We start from the raw sequence: 18401 nt of genomic DNA on the forward strand, positions 1-18401 counted from the left end.
TTTTACTTAGTAAATTCAGGTATATTGTATCTTAATAAATACGTGGATAAAACTCAGGTTTCGCTGCACTATTCAATTTATTAAGAGAAAGAGACAAAAGTGAAAATCTACACCTCGACTAAGAAAATCCCAGCATTGGCCGACAAACCATTAACAGAACGCATGGCGCTATTGGAAGATGCGGCAAAAAAAATGACGGTTCCAGAGAAAACACTGCTAAACGTGCTAAAGTTAATGGTGATAGTGCCGGTATTTGCTTTGATCTTGCAGGTAACTAACAATTGGTTCTCACTTGCCTGGGCTGCCCTTATTTTATTATTGTATCCAATTTTTGTTAAGCCTATCCAATATTCACTGTCTGCCAAATATTTAAAAGACAAGAATAAGTAAAGCGGTAAATAAAGTAATAAATAAACGCATAGCTAGACATGTACATAAACTGATCACTGCTTGCAGTACTGATGCAAAAAGAATAGCGATAATTTACACTATGTAGTCAGTGCCATTACAAAACAAACCAGAACAATTTCATACTACTCATTATATTTGTCACATTTATAAGATAAAATGGAATTTATTATCAACGGAGCCTTCACTATGAAATCAATACTTGTCACCGGCGGCACTGGCTATATAGGCAGTCACACGGTTCTGCAGCTACTTGAAGCGGATTACAAGGTCGTTATTTTGGACAACTTTTCAAACTCCTCAAATGAGAGTTTAAAAAGAGTGCAAGAAATCACAGGTAAAAAGGCTGATTTATATGAAGGTGATATTCGAGATACCGCGCTATTAAATAAAATATTCAGTGAGCATAAAATTGATGGGGTTATTCACTTTGCCGGCTTAAAGGCCGTGGGTGAATCAGTTGAAAAGCCACTTATGTACTACGAAAACAACCTGTATGGCACGCTTAACTTGTGCAAAGCGATGCAGGCTAACGATGTGACCAATATCGTGTTTAGTTCATCAGCGACTGTATATGGCGACCCAACTGAATTACCACTGCATGAGAACTTACCAACCGGCTCACCGACTAATCCTTATGGCCAGTCAAAGCTGATGGTTGAGCTGATGCTAGCCGACCTTTACAAAGCCAACAACAAGTGGAACATCGTGTTGCTGCGCTACTTTAATCCAGCAGGAGCGCATCCAAGTGGCTTAATTGGCGAGGATCCCAACGGAATACCGAATAACCTAATGCCCTTTATTACCCAAGTCGCCACCGGTAAGCGCGAGTATTTAAGCGTATTTGGTGATGACTACGACACAGTCGATGGCACCGGTGTTCGTGACTATATCCATGTTGACGATTTAGCCAATGGGCATTTAAAAGCGTTAGCCAAGTTAGAAGATAAAGCCGGCTTGGTCACCTATAACTTAGGCACTGGCCAAGGTTATAGCGTACTCGAAATGGTCACCATGTTTGAACAAGTCTCGGGTAAAAAAGTCCCTTACAAAATTACGCCTCGCAGAGGCGGTGACGTTGCTGCTTGTTATGCCGACCCCAAATTGGCAGCCGACGCACTGGGCTGGACAGCTGAAAAAGGCTTAAAGGAAATGTGTGAGGACTCGTGGCGCTGGCAGTCTAATAATCCGAATGGGTATAAAGCCTGACAAACAAAAAAGGGGCGGTGTTAATGTTCCTGAACACCGCCCCTTTGTTTAGTTTTCAATGACGCGACTTTTGCAATTATATTGCTGCTATTACATGTCCTTCAACAAATCTTCAAAGTTAGAAAAATCATCGTCTTCTTCTTCCAGCTCTTCTGTGGTCTTAACTTTTGCCTTACCATCACTCACTTTAAATGCTAAACGCTGAAAATAAGCATCGCGAACAAACAAGTACTGATCCAGAGACCGGTTTAATATCTCCTCTTGATCTAACAAAGATGCTCTTACTTCTATAATTTTTATCACGTTGGACGCAATGACGTAGGGGTCATCAAGGATCGTGGTCGGCCAATACACATTATCGACAACACGACCGGTAAAACTTCTAAAGTCACTTGGGCCTAGTGCTGGCAACATCAGATATGGGCCAGTGCCGACGCCCCAAACACCCAATACTTCACCGAAGTCTTCCTCTTTCTCTTCTAAACCCATTGTGGACGCAACATCAAACAAGCCGACAATACCCACCGTACTATTGAGCAAAAAGCGCCCTACACTGGTGAGTGAGTCAACCGGCTTACCCTGCAGTAAGTTGTTGACTGCACTGGCAGGCTCACTCAAATTTTCAGACGCATTTAGTAAGCCACTTCTAATAAACTGAGGAGTCACCGTAATGTAAGCCTTGGTGGCAGGCTTGACTAAAAAGCGGTCGAGAATTTCATAGTTGAAATCCCAAAATACGCGGTTGATGGGCTCGAACGGATCAACATTACGCTCAGACTTTGTCTCTGAACTTGCTGCGTCTCCTGCTGGGTTTACTTCGCCCACGGCAGTTTCTTGATCTTTTGATAATTCGGCTTGCTCATTAACTGACTGACTTGCGCACCCGCCTAATCCCAAGGCAAAAACTAACGCAATTATTTTACACTTATTGCTCACTATATTTCCTTATTTATAATTAAAGTGACAGCTTGCATACTGTCATTAACCGTAACACTAGCGAGGCTTCCCTCTAACTCGCCGGGTTTGGTCATTACATCTTCATCGACAGAGATACGCGCAGTGATGGTGACCTGTTCTGCATTTTCCAATGATAAACTTGCGATCATTGCATCATCGGCACTTAAGCTGAGCAAAATAGGAAACTGCGGTAACGCCAATTTCTTAACCGCCAAGGGCACTCGGCTACCTGATATCGCATCTTGTGCAAATAGAATTAAAAAACCCGTCGACGGTAACTTACTTTCCAGTTCATTGGCAATTGAAACCGTAACGTCAAACCCTCTTGTGCCGTTTGCAACGACCGAATTATCAAGCGGCGCATTATCGAGAGACGAATTATCGGGAGACGAATTATCGAGAGACGAATTATCGAGAGACGAATTATCGAGCAGACCATTGCGCGCTCCATTATTCAATGACAATAGCCCTTCAGACGCTCCCATAGAACGCAGTTGATTAACTAACGATTGGTACACTGTGCTATCCGCAGAAAGCGCGTCTTTAATTAGCGCAAAGTTAGCGAAGGCAACGTCACTGTCGTTTAACTGTGCCGCCACAACGGTCAATAATAAACGGTAATTTCGGTTTTCTGGTGCTATCTGAACTAAATAACTGACTTGTCGTTTAGCGTTCTGCAGATTTTCGTCATCACCAACCATCATCATTGCTTGTGCGTACTTCATGCGAATATCTTGTGCATCAGGACTTATCTTTAATGCTTTGTCAAAAGCAGCGACGGCTTCCTCGGTTTGCCCTAAGGACATACGCAGCCTGCCAAGCCATTGCCAACCGGTGGCATCACTTGGGTCCTTGCGAAGTTGCTGACGTATCACTAGTGCGTACTTCTGAAATTCCTCGGGTCGCACATCATCAGCAGGGGTTACCAAAATACGCTGACTGAGTTCATCTATGTTGTTGGTGGCATCAACTAGATCTTGCAATCCAGACAGCTGATTTGCATCTACGTACACCCAAACCGCCGCGAAGAGCGCGGGAATAGCGCCAATAAGAAGCGGAAGCTTAGCTGATCTTGCTGACAAACTGGTGGTTTCCGCTTTTTTTTCTTGAGCGTCATGAAATGCGGTTTCATCAGCTAGTGCTATCTTCATTTCATCTATCGCGGTTTGCATCTCTTCAGGGTCAATTAATCCTTCAAACGCTTCTCGCTTTATTTCCTCAATACGCTGTTTAATAACGTTGGTGTTGGAAACTTCAAAACGTTTTTTAGCATTTCTATCTTTGAGCCATGGATAAAGGATAAAACCGACAGCAATAGCCGCGAATAACAAACAATACACATAAAAACTGGTCACTAGTCGTCCTTTAACAATTTGTTAGCCGCAGCTAATTTGGCTTCAATATTTTCTTCTGGCTCTGCTTGACGGCGCATTAAAAACACACCCATCATAACGAAAAAAAACAAAATCGGTAATGCCCATAGCCATATGGTCACCGGCGTTACTGGCGGCTGATAATAAACAAAATCGCCGTAACGCTGTTTCATAAATTCAATGATTTCATTTTCTGAACTGCCCTGCAACATCAATTGATACACCTTGCGGCGCATGTCATGCGCGATCATTGCGTCAGAGTCAGCTATGTTTTGGTTTTGGCACATTGGGCAGCGAAGTTCCGCCGTTAGCTTTAAAAAAGTTTTTCTGTCGTCTGGATTTTCAAACGCATAATTCTCACCCATTTTCTCAGCTTCAGAGACTTTAGCTAAGGCATCGCTTGTGTTTAGATCTTGCGCAAACACAAAAGATGGGGACGTCGTTAGCAACAATAAAAAGCAGCATTTAATCAATATTAAGGAAATCGGTTTCATTCTCCCCCTCCTACTTCAGCGCTTGAGGCTCCGACGCTTGATGAACCAACATCGGGTGACACCTCAACATCTGATGAGTCAGTCATAGGCTTAATGTCAGCCAGTATTGGGGCAAATTTATTACGCCAAACTCGCTCATTTAAATCACCTAGATGATGCACTAAGATAACCCCTTGCTGATCCACTAAGAAGGTTTCTGGGGCCCCGGTTACGCCTAAATCGAGTGATGTATTACGGTATACATCAAAAATATTAAAGGCGTAAGGATCACCAAATTTACTGAGCGTGGCGATCACTTCTGTGCGCACTCTGTCAATTGTTTTGGTGCCAAAGTCAGGATCGAGATCTTGGTCGTAATACAAACCAACAACTCGGTAACCCTGATTTTTTAAGCTCTCCAAATACGGCAATTCAATTGCACAGGTGGTGCACCAAACTCCCCAGACATTGATCAAGGTAATTTGGCCATCAAAAACCGAGTTGTCATACATGATAGACTCGTCCATTAAGTCAGGCAGGTTGAAATCTGGAAAAGCTTTAGCAACGGCGGTTGATTCACGCGCCTTAGGGTCAGAGTAGAGTCCTTGAAATAGGAACACGGCTAAACCCAAAAACAATATTAAAGGCAACATGAACCACGTGATCCGTTTCATTAAGTATGCTCCTCAATTAACTTACCGCCATTGTTTGCTGACGGTTTCTGACTAGCGACCCCAGGTTGCTCATCACTGTTATTTACGCCGCCAAGATCCCTCCACTTCGCCATTTTTTTGATGCGATAGCGTTTATCGCTGATGGAAAAGATACCACCGATACACATGATCACAGCACCACCCCAAATCCACACCACAAACGGCTTATAATACAAACGAATGGCCCATGCGCCATTCGATAGCGGTTCGCCCAGGGCAATAAACAAGTCCCGAGTTAAGGTGGTGTGTATACCCGCTTCCGTCATTGACGTGCGCTGTACTGGGTAAAAGCGTTTTTCAGGTTCAAGGTGATTCACAAACACGCCGTTTTTATACACATCAAAAATACCGCGATCGGCGCTATAATTGGCTCCTTCTATTTGCTCAACGCCAGTGAAGGATACCGTATAATCAGCTATTTCGACGGTATCGCCTGCCGCCATTCGTACATCGCGCTCTAACTCGTAATTACTCACTAAGGTAATACCAATTAGCGTTACCGCAAAACCGACATGCCCTAATACCATGCCCCAATGACTTGGTGTTAGTTTGCGTAATGACGCTAGGAGCGGCTCAGACCTGGTTGTTGACACAACGCGTTGACGCACTTCCAACGTAATCGCGATTAAAATCCAAAAGCTCATTACCATACCCAACACACCCATGTAGGTAGGTTCGTCATAATTGTAGTTGATCAATATGCCAGCAGACACAGCCAATACCAAGGCAATCAACAACTGATTTCTCAACGCCGAGGGTGCTTGTTTTTTCCAGCGAGATAAGGGTCCAACTGCCATAAACACAACAAATGGCACGGTCAGTAATGTGAACATCTGATTAAAGAACGGCGCACCGATTGATATCGTACCCAAGCCTAATTCTTTGTGCACCAACGGTAGCAATGTGCCAAGGAGGACCACAATAGTTGCGGCAACTAGCAACACGTTATTACCCATTAACATCATTTCACGAGAGAACATTTCATAACGTCCAACGCTCTTAAGTTGCGACGCACGCATCGCATAAAGTAGCAATGAGCCACCAATAACAACCACCAGTAAGCCTAAAATAAACAAACCACGGGAAGGATCGCTAGCAAATGAATGCACCGACACGAGAACCCCAGAGCGCACTAAGAAAGTACCTAGTAGGCTTAATGAAAATGCCGCAATAGCCAGCAGCACAGTCCACGATTTTAGGACTTTACGTTTTTCGGTCACCGCTAAGCTATGCATTAACGCGGTACCGACTAACCAAGGCATAAACGATGCGTTTTCAACTGGATCCCAGAACCACCAACCGCCCCAACCAAGTTCGTAGTAAGCCCACCAACTACCTAGGGCGATCCCTATGGTTAGGAAACTCCAGGCAGCAATGGTCCATGGACGTGACCATCTCGCCCACGTTGAGTCAAGTTGACCACCAATTAACGCTGCAATCGCGAAAGCAAAGGCGACTGAGAATCCGACGTAGCCCATGTATAGCATTGGCGGATGAATAATCATGCCAAAGTCTTGTAGCAAGGGGTTTAGGTCGCGGCCGTCGACCGGGAAAAACGGCAATAAGCTGTCGAACGGATTTGAGGTTAACAACATAAACAAATAGAAACCAATGCTTACCATGCCCAATACAGAGAGCACGCGCGCGATCATAGCCTGTGGAATACCCTTTGAAAATAAGGCAACAGCACATGTCCATACCGAAAAAATTAAGCACCACAGAAGGAAGCTACCTTCGTGGCCTCCCCATACTGCCGTTATCTTGTAGTAGATAGGCAATGCACTATTTGAGTTTTGTGCCACGTACTGCACACTAAAGTCGTCAACGGCAAAAGAATAGCTTAAACATCCATAAGCAAATGCGGTGAATAAGAACAATCCAAAACTCAATGGACGGCCCATTCTCATCATGGTCTGATTGTGTATTTGTGCTCCCCATAAAGGGTATATAGCGAGCAAAATAGACAATGCCAATGCAATGATGAGTGTGATATTTCCTAACTCTGGGATCATTAGTATCCTGCCTGCTCTGGTTTAACGTGCCTTATGCCCTTGAGTTGCTCTGCCAACTCTGGCGGCATATATTCTTCATCATGCTTGGCCAACACTTCATGAGCGACAATTAAATTGCCTTTCTTTAACGTGCCGGTAGCCACGATACCTTGCCCTTCGCGGAACAAATCAGGCAAACTGCCATTAAACTGCACCGTGACTGTTGGGCCAATATCCATCAAGTCAAAGGTTACCGCGAGTGTTTCTTCATTGCGCGATACTGAGCCGGGTACGACTAAACCGCCAATACGCAGTCGTTGACCCACTATTGGCTTTATCCCCGTTTTGGTTTTGCCATCGATAATTTCAGTTGGCGTATAAAATACATCAATTGAATCTTGCAGGGCATACAGCATGAAGCCTATTGCCGCTACCAGCAATACACCAATGCTTGAGACTGCAACGAGTCGCTGCTTACGTCTTGGGTTCATCGAATACCTCAGAATTGTCTATATTGTTGAGCACTTGTGTATTGCTTTTAGCTTGTTGCTTTAGTTTGCGCTGTGCACGAGCAGCCATAATACGCTCTGCTCTCGCCTTCTCTTTTTGTACACCTTGTTTGATTTTTTTGCCCATAACAAGGCTCTGAATTAATACGCCAGCCATGCACAAAAATGTACAGATGAATGAGGCCCAAACAAAGAACGCATAGCCGCCCATGTTGAAAAAATCGTTTAGACTCTCAAACTGAAACGTGATCATGGCTGCCCGTCCACATTTGCGACAGCCTCAGCAACGCCGGTTTCAGCCCCGCCAAACCGCTGTGCAACCCAAGGGCGATGAAGGTCACGCATTATAATTTCGTTTTTCATGCGAATAATAGTGACCCAGCCGATAAACGCAGCAAAGCCCAAAATACAAATGAGCAAGGGCCATAGCATTTCAGGGGCAATAGAAGGCTTGCCAATTTTGGTGATGGTTGCGCCTTGATGCAGCGTATTCCACCACTCCACTGAAAAATGAATAATAGGAATATTGATAACACCCACCATGGCCATTACGCCAGCGGCTTTGCCTGCCTGTTGTTTGTCTTCAAATGCGGTGTAGAGTGAAATAACACCCAAATACAAAAACAATAAAATGAGTTGTGAAGTGAGTCGTGCATCCCAGATCCACCACGTTCCCCACATGGGCTTACCCCAGAAAGAACCGGTAAATAATGAAATAAACGTCATTACCGCGCCAACAGGGGCAATGGCTATCATGAACATAAACGCGGTGCGCCACTGCCATACAACACCAACCAGCGCAGCAATGGCCATCGCAACATAGGCACCCATTGCGAGGATCGCGCTTGGCACGTGAATATAAATAATACGAAACGAATCACCCTGTTGATAATCCTGAGGCGCGTAACCCAGTCCCCAAACAATACCGATAATAAGGCCCGTGATAGCGACGCCCGCAAACCAGTTTTGCAAGACATCACATAACCAATAGGCTCTTTCGGGTTTGGCGAACGAATTAATCCACTTCCACATTAGTTTTGACTCACTTTTAATGAATACGCAATTGCCATCGGAGACAACGCAACTGAAAACAGGAGCAACGCGGCTATAATAGCAAGTTGCGCATGATAAGGTAATAGCATTGATGCTGATTCAATGGCCGATGTGGCAAAAATCAGCAACGGAATGAATATCGGAATTAATAATAACGCTAAAAGTACACCGCCTCGGTGTAAACCCACGGTAAGAGCCACGCCAATGCCGCCAATAAAACTGATCAGGGGCGTGCCCAACAATAACGTAAGCATAAGCGCCACATACATATCAAACGTGAGGTTTAAGAACAGCGCAAGTAAGGGTGAAATCAAAAACAACGGCACGATGTGCATGAGCCAATGGGTCAGCACTTTAACCACAACAATTAAATACAGCGGCGTGGGTGACAACATATATTGCTCTAAGCTACCGTCGGCAAAATCGTCGCGAAACATTCTTTCCATACCAAGTAATAATGACAAGATAGCGGCAACCCAAATAACCCCCCCTCCAATACGCTGGAGTGTTTCCGGGCTTGGACCAATAGCAAGCGGAAATAAGGTGATCACCAACACGAAAAACATGAGCGGTTGCATCAACTCCGCTCGCTGACGATAGGCTAGCGCCACGTCTTTTAGAAATACTGACTGCAACGCTACCATGAATAATCCAAGTGTAGATTGGATAAGGGGTAGTCGATGTGCAGCTTCTGATGAGATGTAATAATAATCGCGCCACCTGTTTTTAAAAATGAGGTCATTTTCGCTTCGAGTTCAGCTATTAGTTGAACGTCCAAAGCGGTAAAAGGTTCATCTAATACCCACAATGTAGCGGCGGTTTTAAGCCAAAGTTTAGCTAATGTAACGCGACGTTGTTGACCCGCGGATAAATTTTTAACCGCAATGTCTTCCAAGCCGGTTAGGCCTAATTCAGCCAAAATAACATGGATAGCCTCATCATTTTTATCAACGCCATGTTGCTGACACCAAAATTTGAGGTTTTCAGTGGGCGTTAATAACTGACTAATACCCTGCTTATGACCAAAATAAAGTAAGTGTTCACTAGCGTCATGCACATTTTTATGGATGTCATGGCCATTGATTTCTACGACGCCAGCGGAGGGCACACTTAAGCCAACCAAGATCCGCAGTAAACTGGTTTTTCCAGCACCATTTTCGCCCGTCACATAGAGTAACTGGCTGGAATAAAGCTCAATATTAATATTCGAAAACAACTGGCGGTCACTTTTTTCACAGGCCACTTGTTGTGCTGACAAAACACGCAAATAGGGATACTCGAATTAAGTTGATGAAGTAAATATTTTATCACATTATTCCGATGTTTTGTGTGCTTAATCAGCAACTACTGTATGGAATATCCGATGTATAAGATAAACATCAATCGATGTATTGTGATCACGATTTGGCCTTTCTTGTTTTTTTATCAAAAATGTTGCACAAAATGCGATCCAAGCATTGCGTTTTGAGGGTCGCGGCCGATAATTAATATATGCCTGAAATAACAACTGTCACCCTAAATCAATTAAATGCGCTGACTCGTGGATCGGAAGCGTCTGTTGCGCGAAATAATATCGACACCAACAACGCACAAACCCTTAATAGTGTTGCCGCAAAAGTCGTGGTTAGCCAAGTGTCATCTAACACAATTACACTAACCAACCCGCAAACTAAACAGTCCGTACAAATACCTGCCAGCGTGCTTGCTAACGTGGGCAATCTCAAAGCAGGTCAATCTTTTGAACTCATCAGTATTGCCAATAAACCAAACGCCTATGCACTTATTCCGGCGGTTGTTGCGAATAGACAAAATACTAATCTGGGTCAACAATCAGCAGTACTCGCCAGCAGCAACATTAGCGTTAACGACAATCAATTAAATACCCTCATTAGCAAAGCATCAGTTAGCGCAAATGTGAGTTTTAGTGGCAAGCCCATTATTAATATATCAGGGCGGATAACGGCAATTTCAGCCAACCAAGTTAGCCTAAATATGTCGGTCCCCGGTTCAACTTTCGCGGCACAACAGGCCCAGCTAACGTTAAATAAGGCGCAGGTAAATAATCTACAGATTGGCGGTAGCATAAATATTGCGGTCGATATAAGCGCTAAGCAGGCAAGGATAATTTCTCTGAGCAGCACCGGCGAGCAAAATGTACTGAATGCAAATAACCCGAGCACTGCCATTAGGCTAAGTTCGCAACTAACACAATTAAACTCGGCCGTGTTGTCCAATAAATTAATTAGCACATCAATTTTGCAACAACTGTCGACGAGCTTAGCACCATCAAATGCGCCAGTGACTAATCGACAAAGCAATGTCGTGTCAGGATTAACCCAAGCCATTATTCCTCTGACTGATACAAAACTGGCTGACTTACCCAAACCACTGCTAACATCACTGCAAAATGCCATTGCCAAGGCAAATACAAGCGGGGCCAGTCAGGTATCACTGGTGGTTGAAGGCACTGGCAATGCAAATACGCTAAAACTATCTGTTTTGGGAAACCTTAATAACTCAGCCGTTGAGCTTAATGCCAATCAAGCCAGGTTATTATTAGCCACGTTGGATGCTAAACCCAGGGGCAATGCTGGCTTGGGTGCCGACATTACGCTTGCAAAGGGTTCGCCAGCTAACTTGGCAACAGGATCATTGGCAAGCGCATTATCGAATACGATTGCCAGACAAGGATTTATTGGTAGTCGCGCCGAATTAGGCGTTAATCAAGCCGGTAATCCTGCGGTAACAAACCCGCAACCCGGATTAACTGACCCAGCGACAACAAAAACAACAACAATAAAGCGCGCTGCCACTAGCGCCCCCAGTTTCAAAACGGATCTGCTGTTGGAACAATTAACTAAGTTCATCGATTCAAGACCCCAAGTTTCGCAACCTAATAACAAGCAAAATTCAAGTCTGTTGACGCAAATATTGGGTCAGCTACCAAATACAAAAATAGGCTCCGTAATTGAACAATTAAGCAATGTTGGAGCAACACAAAAAAGCAAGCCAACAAGCACTATTGATGCCTTAAAAACGCAGGTACAAACATTAGCTAAAACAACCTTGGCTCAGTCGGCCAGTCAAACACAAACCCTGACTAATATTATTAGCGCATTGAATGCTGAAGCAGACATAGCTGCGCTTAGCCCTGAAACCCAAGCGCTTTTACGAAATATCAAGGACACCTTACCGAACAAATCAACAACACAACCGGCCATCGATGCGCGAGCTATACAGCAGCTCATTAGCGCGCCTTTAAATAACCCACCACTAAATGCATTGTCACCCATAGCAGCAAGTAGTTTCTTGTCTGGATTGGTGACGTTGCTGCAGGTGAGCTTAGCCTCAAAGTTACAGCGGCAGTCGAATAAACAAGCAAGTAAGCTACAGGATCAAATTCCTGAGATTATCCAGAGCGTCGTACCAAACGTTAAGAACATCCAAAGCGCTAAGTTACTGCAAGACTTTCGCCAATTCGATGCTAAACACACCTTGAGTGCTGAAGTGGCTAAAATGTTATTTAGCCACCAACATCACAAGCTAAAAAGTATCGAGTCTTCGCTGCACGGACAAGATCAGCTTTACTATGCCCTACCCAATATCTTTAATAAAAATGCAGACGATATTGAGTTGCTAATTAAGCGAGAAACGCGTGAAGACAAGAATAAAGACAGCACTGAAAGTATCTCTTCGTGGTATTTAACCCTGAAATTAGACGTTGGTCCGCTGGGTCAACTGCTAGCAAAAACACAACTAAGCGATGATGAAATAAAATTGCAGCTTTATACGTCAACCACCGAGCTTAAAAATAAAGCATTGGATATGTTGCCCTATTTACAACGACGACTGTCGGCATTTGGCATTGAGCTGACCGAACAATCGTGTCAATTAGGAAAAATTCCTACGCAGTTAAAGAGCGAGCATTATCAAATTTTTGAGACCCAAGTATAGTGATAATCTGATATGAAAGACGATACTAAAAAGGCAATTGGCCTAAAATACAAAACCGCCGAAAACAATTCTCCAACGGTCATAGCCAAGGGCTTTGGAAGCTTAGCTGATGAGATCCTCGAGCTGGCAAAGCAAAATGGCGTCATGATCCATGAAGACCCCTATTTAAGCGATCTGTTAGCTAGAATGGATTTAGGTCAAGAAATACCCGAAAACCTGTACCATGTTATTGCTGAACTCATTGCCTTTTCTTATGTTTTACAAGGTAAGTTTCCCGAGTCTTGGTCGAATGTCCATCATAAAATTGATTTTAAAGAATAGTCATTTTTTACTTTAATACTGGCTCTTGCAGACATCTGTATCCTTCGTGTCCATCGACATAATTGGACCTGTGGATACGCCGCCAGGATGAAGACCAGGCGATACTGCTAATATAATTCATTCAACGGTAAATATTATTAGAAAGAATATTCTAGTGAGATAGAAACTAAGATGTGCAGAATAAAAAAATGACTGAACTAGCCAGTCATTAAAACTACCGTTAAAAGGCAGCGCTAAAACAATTATCACTCCCCCGCCCTTTCCTAAGAGCAGAGGCGTGGCACATTAGCTCGGGAGAGTGTCGACCTAAAAGTTACCAATAAATCTTAGTCTTCAGTTTCAGAATCAGAATCAGAAGCTTCGTCGTCATCTTCTGTTACTGCTACTGCGTCCGCTTTTTTGGTTTTAGGCATAAGCAATTCAGCACGAATTAGCGCTTCAATTTCATCAGCCATTGCTACGTGTTCTTTTAGATAAGTAACCACATTAGCCTTACCTTGACCAATACGCTCGCCCTTGTAGCTATACCAAGCACCGGCTTTTTCAACTAGCTTCTGTTTAACGCCTAAATCAATTAATTCAGCTTGTTTACAAATACCGGCACCATACATGATCTGAAATTCAGCTTGTTTAAACGGCGGTGCGACTTTGTTTTTTACCACCTTAACCCGGGTTTCGTTGCCGACGACTTCATCACCGTCTTTAATTGCCCCTATACGACGAATATCTAAACGAACTGAGGCGTAAAACTTAAGTGCGTTACCACCGGTCGTTGTTTCTGGGTTACCAAACATGACACCAATTTTCATACGAATTTGGTTAATGAAAATAACCAGTGTGTTTGAACGCTTAATATTTGCGGTTAATTTACGTAGCGCTTGAGACATTAAACGTGCTTGCAAACCAACGTGTGAATCACCCATGTCGCCTTCAATTTCAGCTCTGGGCGTTAACGCGGCTACCGAGTCAATTACGACGACGTCAACGGCATTTGACCGTACCAACATGTCACAAATTTCAAGTGCTTGCTCACCTGTGTCAGGCTGAGAAACCAGTAAGTCGTTAATGTTTACACCCAGCTTTTCAGCATAAATAGGGTCAAGGGCATGCTCAGCATCAACGAATGCACAGACTTTACCTTTCTTTTGTGCTTCAGCGATAACTTGCAGTGTTAGGGTTGTTTTACCCGAAGACTCAGGACCATATACTTCAACAACACGACCACACGGCAAGCCGCCTATGCCCAAAGCGATATCGATGGTCAGTGAACCTGTAGATATTGCTTCAATATCTAAGGCTTGGTTATCACCTAAACGCATGATTGCGCCTTTGCCGAATTGCTTTTCAATTTGACCTAGGGCAGCTTCCAATGCGCGGCTTTTGTTTTCGCTCATGCCTTTGTCTTCGTTACCCGTTCTTCTTGCTGGTGCTGCTTTTTTTGTTTTTTCAGCTTTTTTTAACAAGGCCATTAAATTACTCCTAGGTGCATTGTATTGTGTTTTAGTAAGCGCCGTGTCTACTTATGTTAATGTTCACATCGCTCGTTATTTGTTTAGCAAATAAGCCACTTACCAAACCGTGTATTATTAGTCTTATTTTTGTTAGATGTTTAATTAAATGCCTTGTCAATACTCCACTTTTATACGGAGTTAAACCAATACACCTAATCATTTATATCGCAAGTATACTGTATAACTATACAGTTTCAATGCCGAATTTTAAAAAAAATTTATGTTTATGAATTTACTCGTGTTTTTGTTTATTGAGTCACCGTTGTAGAGAATAAACGCAATAACCAAGGGCATAAAAATCCGTTTTAGTTGACTTTTATACAGTGTATATACAGATGTTAACTAGAAATGGCTTACATGTTAACTAGGCTGATGATCAGTTCTTTTAAGGCGAGTTTAATTGCTTGCTCTCTAACTTGCTGTCTGTCACCGCTAAAACATCTGGAAAAAGAACGAGTATGAATTTGATTACTCGGTTTGTTAGCGGACGTTTTTGCATGCAGGGTATCGAATGTTTTAACAAGTTCAGGATCCACACCACTGCTCTTTACTGCAATAGCGAACCAGACCAAACCAACCGGTTTAGATGCAGTACCACCACCAGGACCGGCAATTCCGCTAATAGAAACGCATAAATCTGCACCGCTTTTGTGCAATCCGCCTTCTGCCATTTCGCGCACAACTTCTGAGGACACGGCCCCAAAGGTAGCCAAAGTAGCTACACTCACTCCCGCTTCCTCGTTTTTCGCTTGATTAGAATAAGTTACCCATGATTTCTCAAACCATTGCGACGAACCAGCAACCTCAGTAATAGCGAAAGCGACGCCGCCACCGGTGCATGACTCAACCGATGCTACTTTTTTGTCTTTAGCGAGCAGCTCATCACCGAGGGTGCGAGCAAGCACGCCAACACTTTTTGCATTTAAGTTTTGCAATGTCTATTTATATCCCTGTGGTTTTCATTACAATGGCGATACATAATAAAGACAAGCTGAAGTTGTCACAATAGAAACCTGTTTAAAAAGCATGCCAAACAATAAAAACGAAAAAGTTAACGAGATAGTTCAAACAAGCTCCCCGGCAAACACGCCGATGATGACGCAATATCTGCGAATAAAGGCAGAACATCCTGATATTCTGCTATTTTATCGCATGGGCGACTTCTACGAGCTGTTTTTTGATGATGCAAAAAAAGCATCCAACCTTCTCAATATATCGCTCACTGCGCGAGGTAAGTCGGGCGGCGAGCCTATCCCAATGGCTGGTGTACCTTACCATGCTGCAGAAAACTATTTGGCAAAACTAGTTAAAATGGGCGAGTCAGTCGCCATATGCGAACAAATTGGTGACCCGGCAACGAGTAAAGGACCCGTAGAGCGAGCGGTTCAGCGTATTGTTACGCCAGGCACCGTTACTGACGAAGCGTTATTAGACGAATCCAAAGACTCGGTTTTATTGGCTATTACCAAAGTCAAAGAGGTTTATGGTCTCGCTTCAATCGATATTACCAGCGGCCAATTCATGATTTTCGATGCGCAAAGTGACGAGGCATTTCAAGCCGAACTTCAGCGTATTCAGCCTGCCGAAATTTTGTATCCCGAACAATGCTCGTTTTTCCATTTAATACAAAAATGCACAGGCTTGAGGCGTCGCCCGCAATGGGAGTTTGATAACGACACCGCTGTTTTGAAACTCAACACTCAGTTTGGCACCAAAGAACTTGATGGTTTTGGCATTAACGTCAATGCAGTTGCTATAGGCGCAGCAGGATGTGTTTTGCAATACGTGCAGGAAACTCAACGTACCGCCCTGCCGCATTTACGCAAAATAAGTCAGTACCGCGCTGATGAATCGGTATTGATGGATGCAGCCACACAACAAAATTTAGAGCTGACGAGAACCTTGTCAGGGAACACAGAAAACACGTTATTTTCAGTCTTAAATAACACCTCAACGGCCATGGGCAGTCGCTTGTTGCAACGCTGGTTGCATCGCCCTATCACTAACAAAACCAAGCTATTATTTAGGCAAAACAGCATTGCTGATGTGCAACGCCAAGACTATGCCATATTACAAGATTTCCTTAAGCAAATTGGTGATGTTGAACGAATATTAGCGCGCATGGCGTTACGCTCGGCTCGTCCCCGAGATTTTTCAAGACTCAAAGAAGCCTTAAATATACTGCCCGACCTGCAGCAATGGTTGCGTGATTGTATGCCCTCATCACAACATGACTCATTCAGTATTTTTAGCCGTGATATTGGCGAATACCCACATGTTGCTGCGCTATTAAACCGGGCAATTATCGACAATCCGCCGGTTGTTTTGCGCGACGGCGGCGTAATAGCAGAAGGCTACTCAGAGGAACTTGATGAATTGCGTGCGCTGTCAAAAGGCGCAACCGATTTTCTTGACCGACTAGAACAAAAAGAGCGCGAACGTACCGGCATTCCTACGCTAAAAGTGAATTATAACCGAGTGCATGGATTTTTCATTGAAGTGAGCCATGCCAATACGGATAAAATTCCGCCCGACTATGTGCGCCGGCAAACGCTTAAAAACAATGAACGTTATATTATCCCTGAACTTAAAGCCCACGAAGACAAAGTGCTAACAAGCCAAAGTAAAGCATTGGCATTAGAAAAGAAGCTCTACGAAGCCTTGTTTGACGACATCGCACCTGAGTTGGCCAGCTTAATGCAAAGCGCGGTCGCGTTAGCTACTTTGGACGTACTCACGAATTTTGCTGAACGCGCTGATACCTTGAATTTGCATCGGCCCGAATTAGTCGAACAAAACATCATTAATTACAGCGACGGTCGTCACTTGGTCGTTGAAGAAGTGATGCACTCGCCCTTTATCGCAAATCCATTATTTATGGACGATAAAACGCGCATGCTCATGATCACGGGGCCAAACATGGGCGGTAAATCGACGTATATGCGTCAAACGGCACTCATCGTGTTGCTCGCTTACGTTGGCTGTTATGTGCCTGCAAAAGAAGCACAAATTGGGCCTATTGACCGCATATTCACGCGTATTGGCGCGGCTGATGATTTAGCTTCGGGGCGCTCAACTTTTATGGTTGAAATGACTGAAACCGCGAACATTTTAAATAATGCAACCGCAAACAGTTTGGTATTGATGGACGAAATTGGTCGCGGCACCAGTACTTATGATGGCTTAAGCCTAGCGTGGTCATGTGCACAATGGTTGTCTGAAAAACTCCATGCATTCACCTTATTTGCCACACATTATTTTGAACTCACCAGTTTATCAGACAGCATTCCAACGATTACTAACATACATTTAAGCGCCGTTGAACACGATGACGAAATTCGCTTTATGCATCAGGTGCAGCAGGGTGCAGCGAGTAAAAGTTATGGATTGCAAGTGGCTAAGCTAGCGGGTGTTCCGAAGGCCGTTATTGATTCAGCAAAACGCAAATTGGCTGAATTAGAACGACTCGATGTGGTTAATGCAAGCAATGCAGTTAACAAGGTCACGCGTTCAATTAGCGAGCACTCTATTAACCAGCACTCTACAAACGAGCACTCAAGTGGCAAACAACCAGCACCGGAAATAAAAAGAGAAACCCAATTGAGCATGTCTTTTGAAACCCCAGAGCATTGGTTAGAGCAAAAGATCAAACAAATTGATATTGATGACCTCACACCAAGACAAGCATTAGCCTTACTTTATCAATGGCGAAAGGAACTTAAGTAGCTCTTTATTGCTTCTTTATTGCCTCTTTATTGCCTCTTTATTGCTTCTTTATTGCTTCTTTATCACTTCTTTATCACTTCTTTATCGACATTGTCACACATTTTTCATTTACTCTGTGGGTAGTTTTTTAGTATACTACTCTCCCATCAAAGCATGCCTTCAATGTGCTTAAGGATCCATGATTTGGCGCTCGATATAAGCTA

General features: G+C 43.7%; 17 protein-coding genes. 5 read left to right on the forward strand and 12 right to left on the reverse strand.

The features are described from left to right. Window positions 1-99: 99 nt before the first annotated feature. Together CXF81_RS06470 and galE are read left to right on the forward strand one after the other, a co-directional pair. Window positions 100-390 carry a DUF6170 family protein gene (locus CXF81_RS06470; protein WP_101180549.1) on the forward strand — a complete coding sequence of 97 codons (291 nt, stop codon included), beginning with the start codon at window positions 100-102 and terminating at the stop codon, window positions 388-390. 207 nt (window positions 391-597) lie between these two features. Then, window positions 598-1617 (forward strand): UDP-glucose 4-epimerase GalE, encoded by a 1020-nt coding sequence (gene galE, locus CXF81_RS06475; RefSeq protein WP_101180550.1) that lies wholly within the window; start codon window positions 598-600, stop codon window positions 1615-1617. Between the two features lie 90 nt (window positions 1618-1707). Here galE and CXF81_RS06480 read toward each other — a convergent pair whose 3' ends face one another. From CXF81_RS06480 to ccmA, 10 genes are read right to left on the reverse strand one after another with little or no spacing between them, the layout of a single operon-like run. Beyond that, a complete protein-coding gene (locus tag CXF81_RS06480) occupies window positions 1708-2553 on the reverse strand; it encodes a VacJ family lipoprotein (RefSeq protein ID WP_101180551.1) in 846 nt (281 codons plus the stop codon). Then, window positions 2553-3929, reverse strand: a complete 1377-nt coding sequence (ccmI, locus tag CXF81_RS06485) for a c-type cytochrome biogenesis protein CcmI (RefSeq protein WP_101180552.1) — start codon at window positions 3927-3929, stop codon at window positions 2553-2555. Before ccmI ends, CXF81_RS06480 begins: the two co-directional genes overlap by 1 nt. After that, a complete protein-coding gene (locus CXF81_RS06490) occupies window positions 3929-4441 on the reverse strand; it encodes a cytochrome c-type biogenesis protein (protein WP_101180553.1) in 513 nt (170 codons plus the stop codon). Before CXF81_RS06490 ends, ccmI begins: the two co-directional genes overlap by 1 nt. Further along, entirely contained in the window at window positions 4438-5094 is a 657-nt protein-coding gene (locus CXF81_RS06495; RefSeq protein ID WP_101180554.1) for a redoxin family protein, read from the reverse strand. Before CXF81_RS06495 ends, CXF81_RS06490 begins: the two co-directional genes overlap by 4 nt. After that, on the reverse strand, window positions 5094-7145 hold the full coding sequence (locus CXF81_RS06500; protein WP_101180555.1) for a heme lyase CcmF/NrfE family subunit: 2052 nt from the start codon (window positions 7143-7145) through the stop codon (window positions 5094-5096). The genes CXF81_RS06495 and CXF81_RS06500 overlap by 1 nt, the downstream gene beginning before the upstream one ends. Continuing rightward, window positions 7145-7615 carry a cytochrome c maturation protein CcmE gene (ccmE, locus tag CXF81_RS06505; RefSeq protein WP_101180556.1) on the reverse strand — a complete coding sequence of 157 codons (471 nt, stop codon included), beginning with the start codon at window positions 7613-7615 and terminating at the stop codon, window positions 7145-7147. The genes CXF81_RS06500 and ccmE overlap by 1 nt, the downstream gene beginning before the upstream one ends. Then, on the reverse strand, window positions 7599-7886 hold the full coding sequence (ccmD, locus tag CXF81_RS06510; protein ID WP_232771806.1) for a heme exporter protein CcmD: 288 nt from the start codon (window positions 7884-7886) through the stop codon (window positions 7599-7601). The genes ccmE and ccmD overlap by 17 nt, the downstream gene beginning before the upstream one ends. Further along, complete coding sequence (locus tag CXF81_RS06515) at window positions 7883-8665, reverse strand: heme ABC transporter permease (RefSeq protein ID WP_101180557.1); 783 nt, start codon at window positions 8663-8665, stop codon at window positions 7883-7885. The genes ccmD and CXF81_RS06515 overlap by 4 nt, the downstream gene beginning before the upstream one ends. Further along, window positions 8665-9330, reverse strand: a complete 666-nt coding sequence (gene ccmB / locus CXF81_RS06520) for a heme exporter protein CcmB (protein WP_101180558.1) — start codon at window positions 9328-9330, stop codon at window positions 8665-8667. Before ccmB ends, CXF81_RS06515 begins: the two co-directional genes overlap by 1 nt. Further along, the gene (gene ccmA / locus CXF81_RS06525; RefSeq protein WP_101180559.1) at window positions 9324-9953 is read right to left on the reverse strand and encodes a cytochrome c biogenesis heme-transporting ATPase CcmA; all 630 of its coding nucleotides are present in this window, start codon (window positions 9951-9953) and stop codon (window positions 9324-9326) included. Before ccmA ends, ccmB begins: the two co-directional genes overlap by 7 nt. Before the next feature lie 224 nt (window positions 9954-10177). Here ccmA and CXF81_RS06530 point away from each other — a divergent pair, with 224 nt between their 5' ends. Beyond that, window positions 10178-12640 carry a flagellar hook-length control protein FliK gene (locus CXF81_RS06530; RefSeq protein ID WP_101180560.1) on the forward strand — a complete coding sequence of 821 codons (2463 nt, stop codon included), beginning with the start codon at window positions 10178-10180 and terminating at the stop codon, window positions 12638-12640. Window positions 12641-12652: 12 nt separating this feature from the next. Beyond that, window positions 12653-12961 (forward strand): EscU/YscU/HrcU family type III secretion system export apparatus switch protein, encoded by a 309-nt coding sequence (locus CXF81_RS06535; protein ID WP_101180561.1) that lies wholly within the window; start codon window positions 12653-12655, stop codon window positions 12959-12961. 326 nt (window positions 12962-13287) lie between these two features. On the opposite strand, the gene recA is transcribed toward CXF81_RS06535, so the two are convergent. Further along, a complete protein-coding gene (gene recA / locus CXF81_RS06540) occupies window positions 13288-14355 on the reverse strand; it encodes a recombinase RecA (RefSeq protein WP_101180685.1) in 1068 nt (355 codons plus the stop codon). Between the two features lie 470 nt (window positions 14356-14825). Beyond that, complete coding sequence (locus tag CXF81_RS06545) at window positions 14826-15407, reverse strand: CinA family protein (protein WP_101180562.1); 582 nt, start codon at window positions 15405-15407, stop codon at window positions 14826-14828. A 91-nt stretch (window positions 15408-15498) separates the two neighbouring features. Here CXF81_RS06545 and mutS point away from each other — a divergent pair, with 91 nt between their 5' ends. Next, a complete protein-coding gene (mutS, locus tag CXF81_RS06550; RefSeq protein ID WP_101180563.1) occupies window positions 15499-18198 on the forward strand; it encodes a DNA mismatch repair protein MutS in 2700 nt (899 codons plus the stop codon). Window positions 18199-18401: the final 203 nt, after the last annotated feature.

The sequence above is a fragment of the Glaciecola sp. 33A genome, assembly GCF_002836745.1.
Taxonomy (GTDB): domain Bacteria; phylum Pseudomonadota; class Gammaproteobacteria; order Enterobacterales; family Alteromonadaceae; genus Glaciecola.

Coding starts and splice junctions, on each gene's coding strand:
- galE (WP_101180550.1), top strand. CDS start 598: ATGAAATCAATACTTGTCACCGGCGGCACTGGCTATATAGGCAGTCAC.
- CXF81_RS06490 (WP_101180553.1), bottom strand. CDS start 4,441: ATGAAACCGATTTCCTTAATATTGATTAAATGCTGCTTTTTATTGTTG.
- CXF81_RS06495 (WP_101180554.1), bottom strand. CDS start 5,094: ATGAAACGGATCACGTGGTTCATGTTGCCTTTAATATTGTTTTTGGGT.
- CXF81_RS06500 (WP_101180555.1), bottom strand. CDS start 7,145: ATGATCCCAGAGTTAGGAAATATCACACTCATCATTGCATTGGCATTG.
- ccmE (WP_101180556.1), bottom strand. CDS start 7,615: ATGAACCCAAGACGTAAGCAGCGACTCGTTGCAGTCTCAAGCATTGGT.
- ccmD (WP_232771806.1), bottom strand. CDS start 7,886: ATGATCACGTTTCAGTTTGAGAGTCTAAACGATTTTTTCAACATGGGC.
- CXF81_RS06515 (WP_101180557.1), bottom strand. CDS start 8,665: ATGTGGAAGTGGATTAATTCGTTCGCCAAACCCGAAAGAGCCTATTGG.
- ccmB (WP_101180558.1), bottom strand. CDS start 9,330: ATGGTAGCGTTGCAGTCAGTATTTCTAAAAGACGTGGCGCTAGCCTAT.
- CXF81_RS06530 (WP_101180560.1), top strand. CDS start 10,178: ATGCCTGAAATAACAACTGTCACCCTAAATCAATTAAATGCGCTGACT.
- CXF81_RS06535 (WP_101180561.1), top strand. CDS start 12,653: ATGAAAGACGATACTAAAAAGGCAATTGGCCTAAAATACAAAACCGCC.
- recA (WP_101180685.1), bottom strand. CDS start 14,355: ATGAGCGAAAACAAAAGCCGCGCATTGGAAGCTGCCCTAGGTCAAATT.
- mutS (WP_101180563.1), top strand. CDS start 15,499: ATGCCAAACAATAAAAACGAAAAAGTTAACGAGATAGTTCAAACAAGC.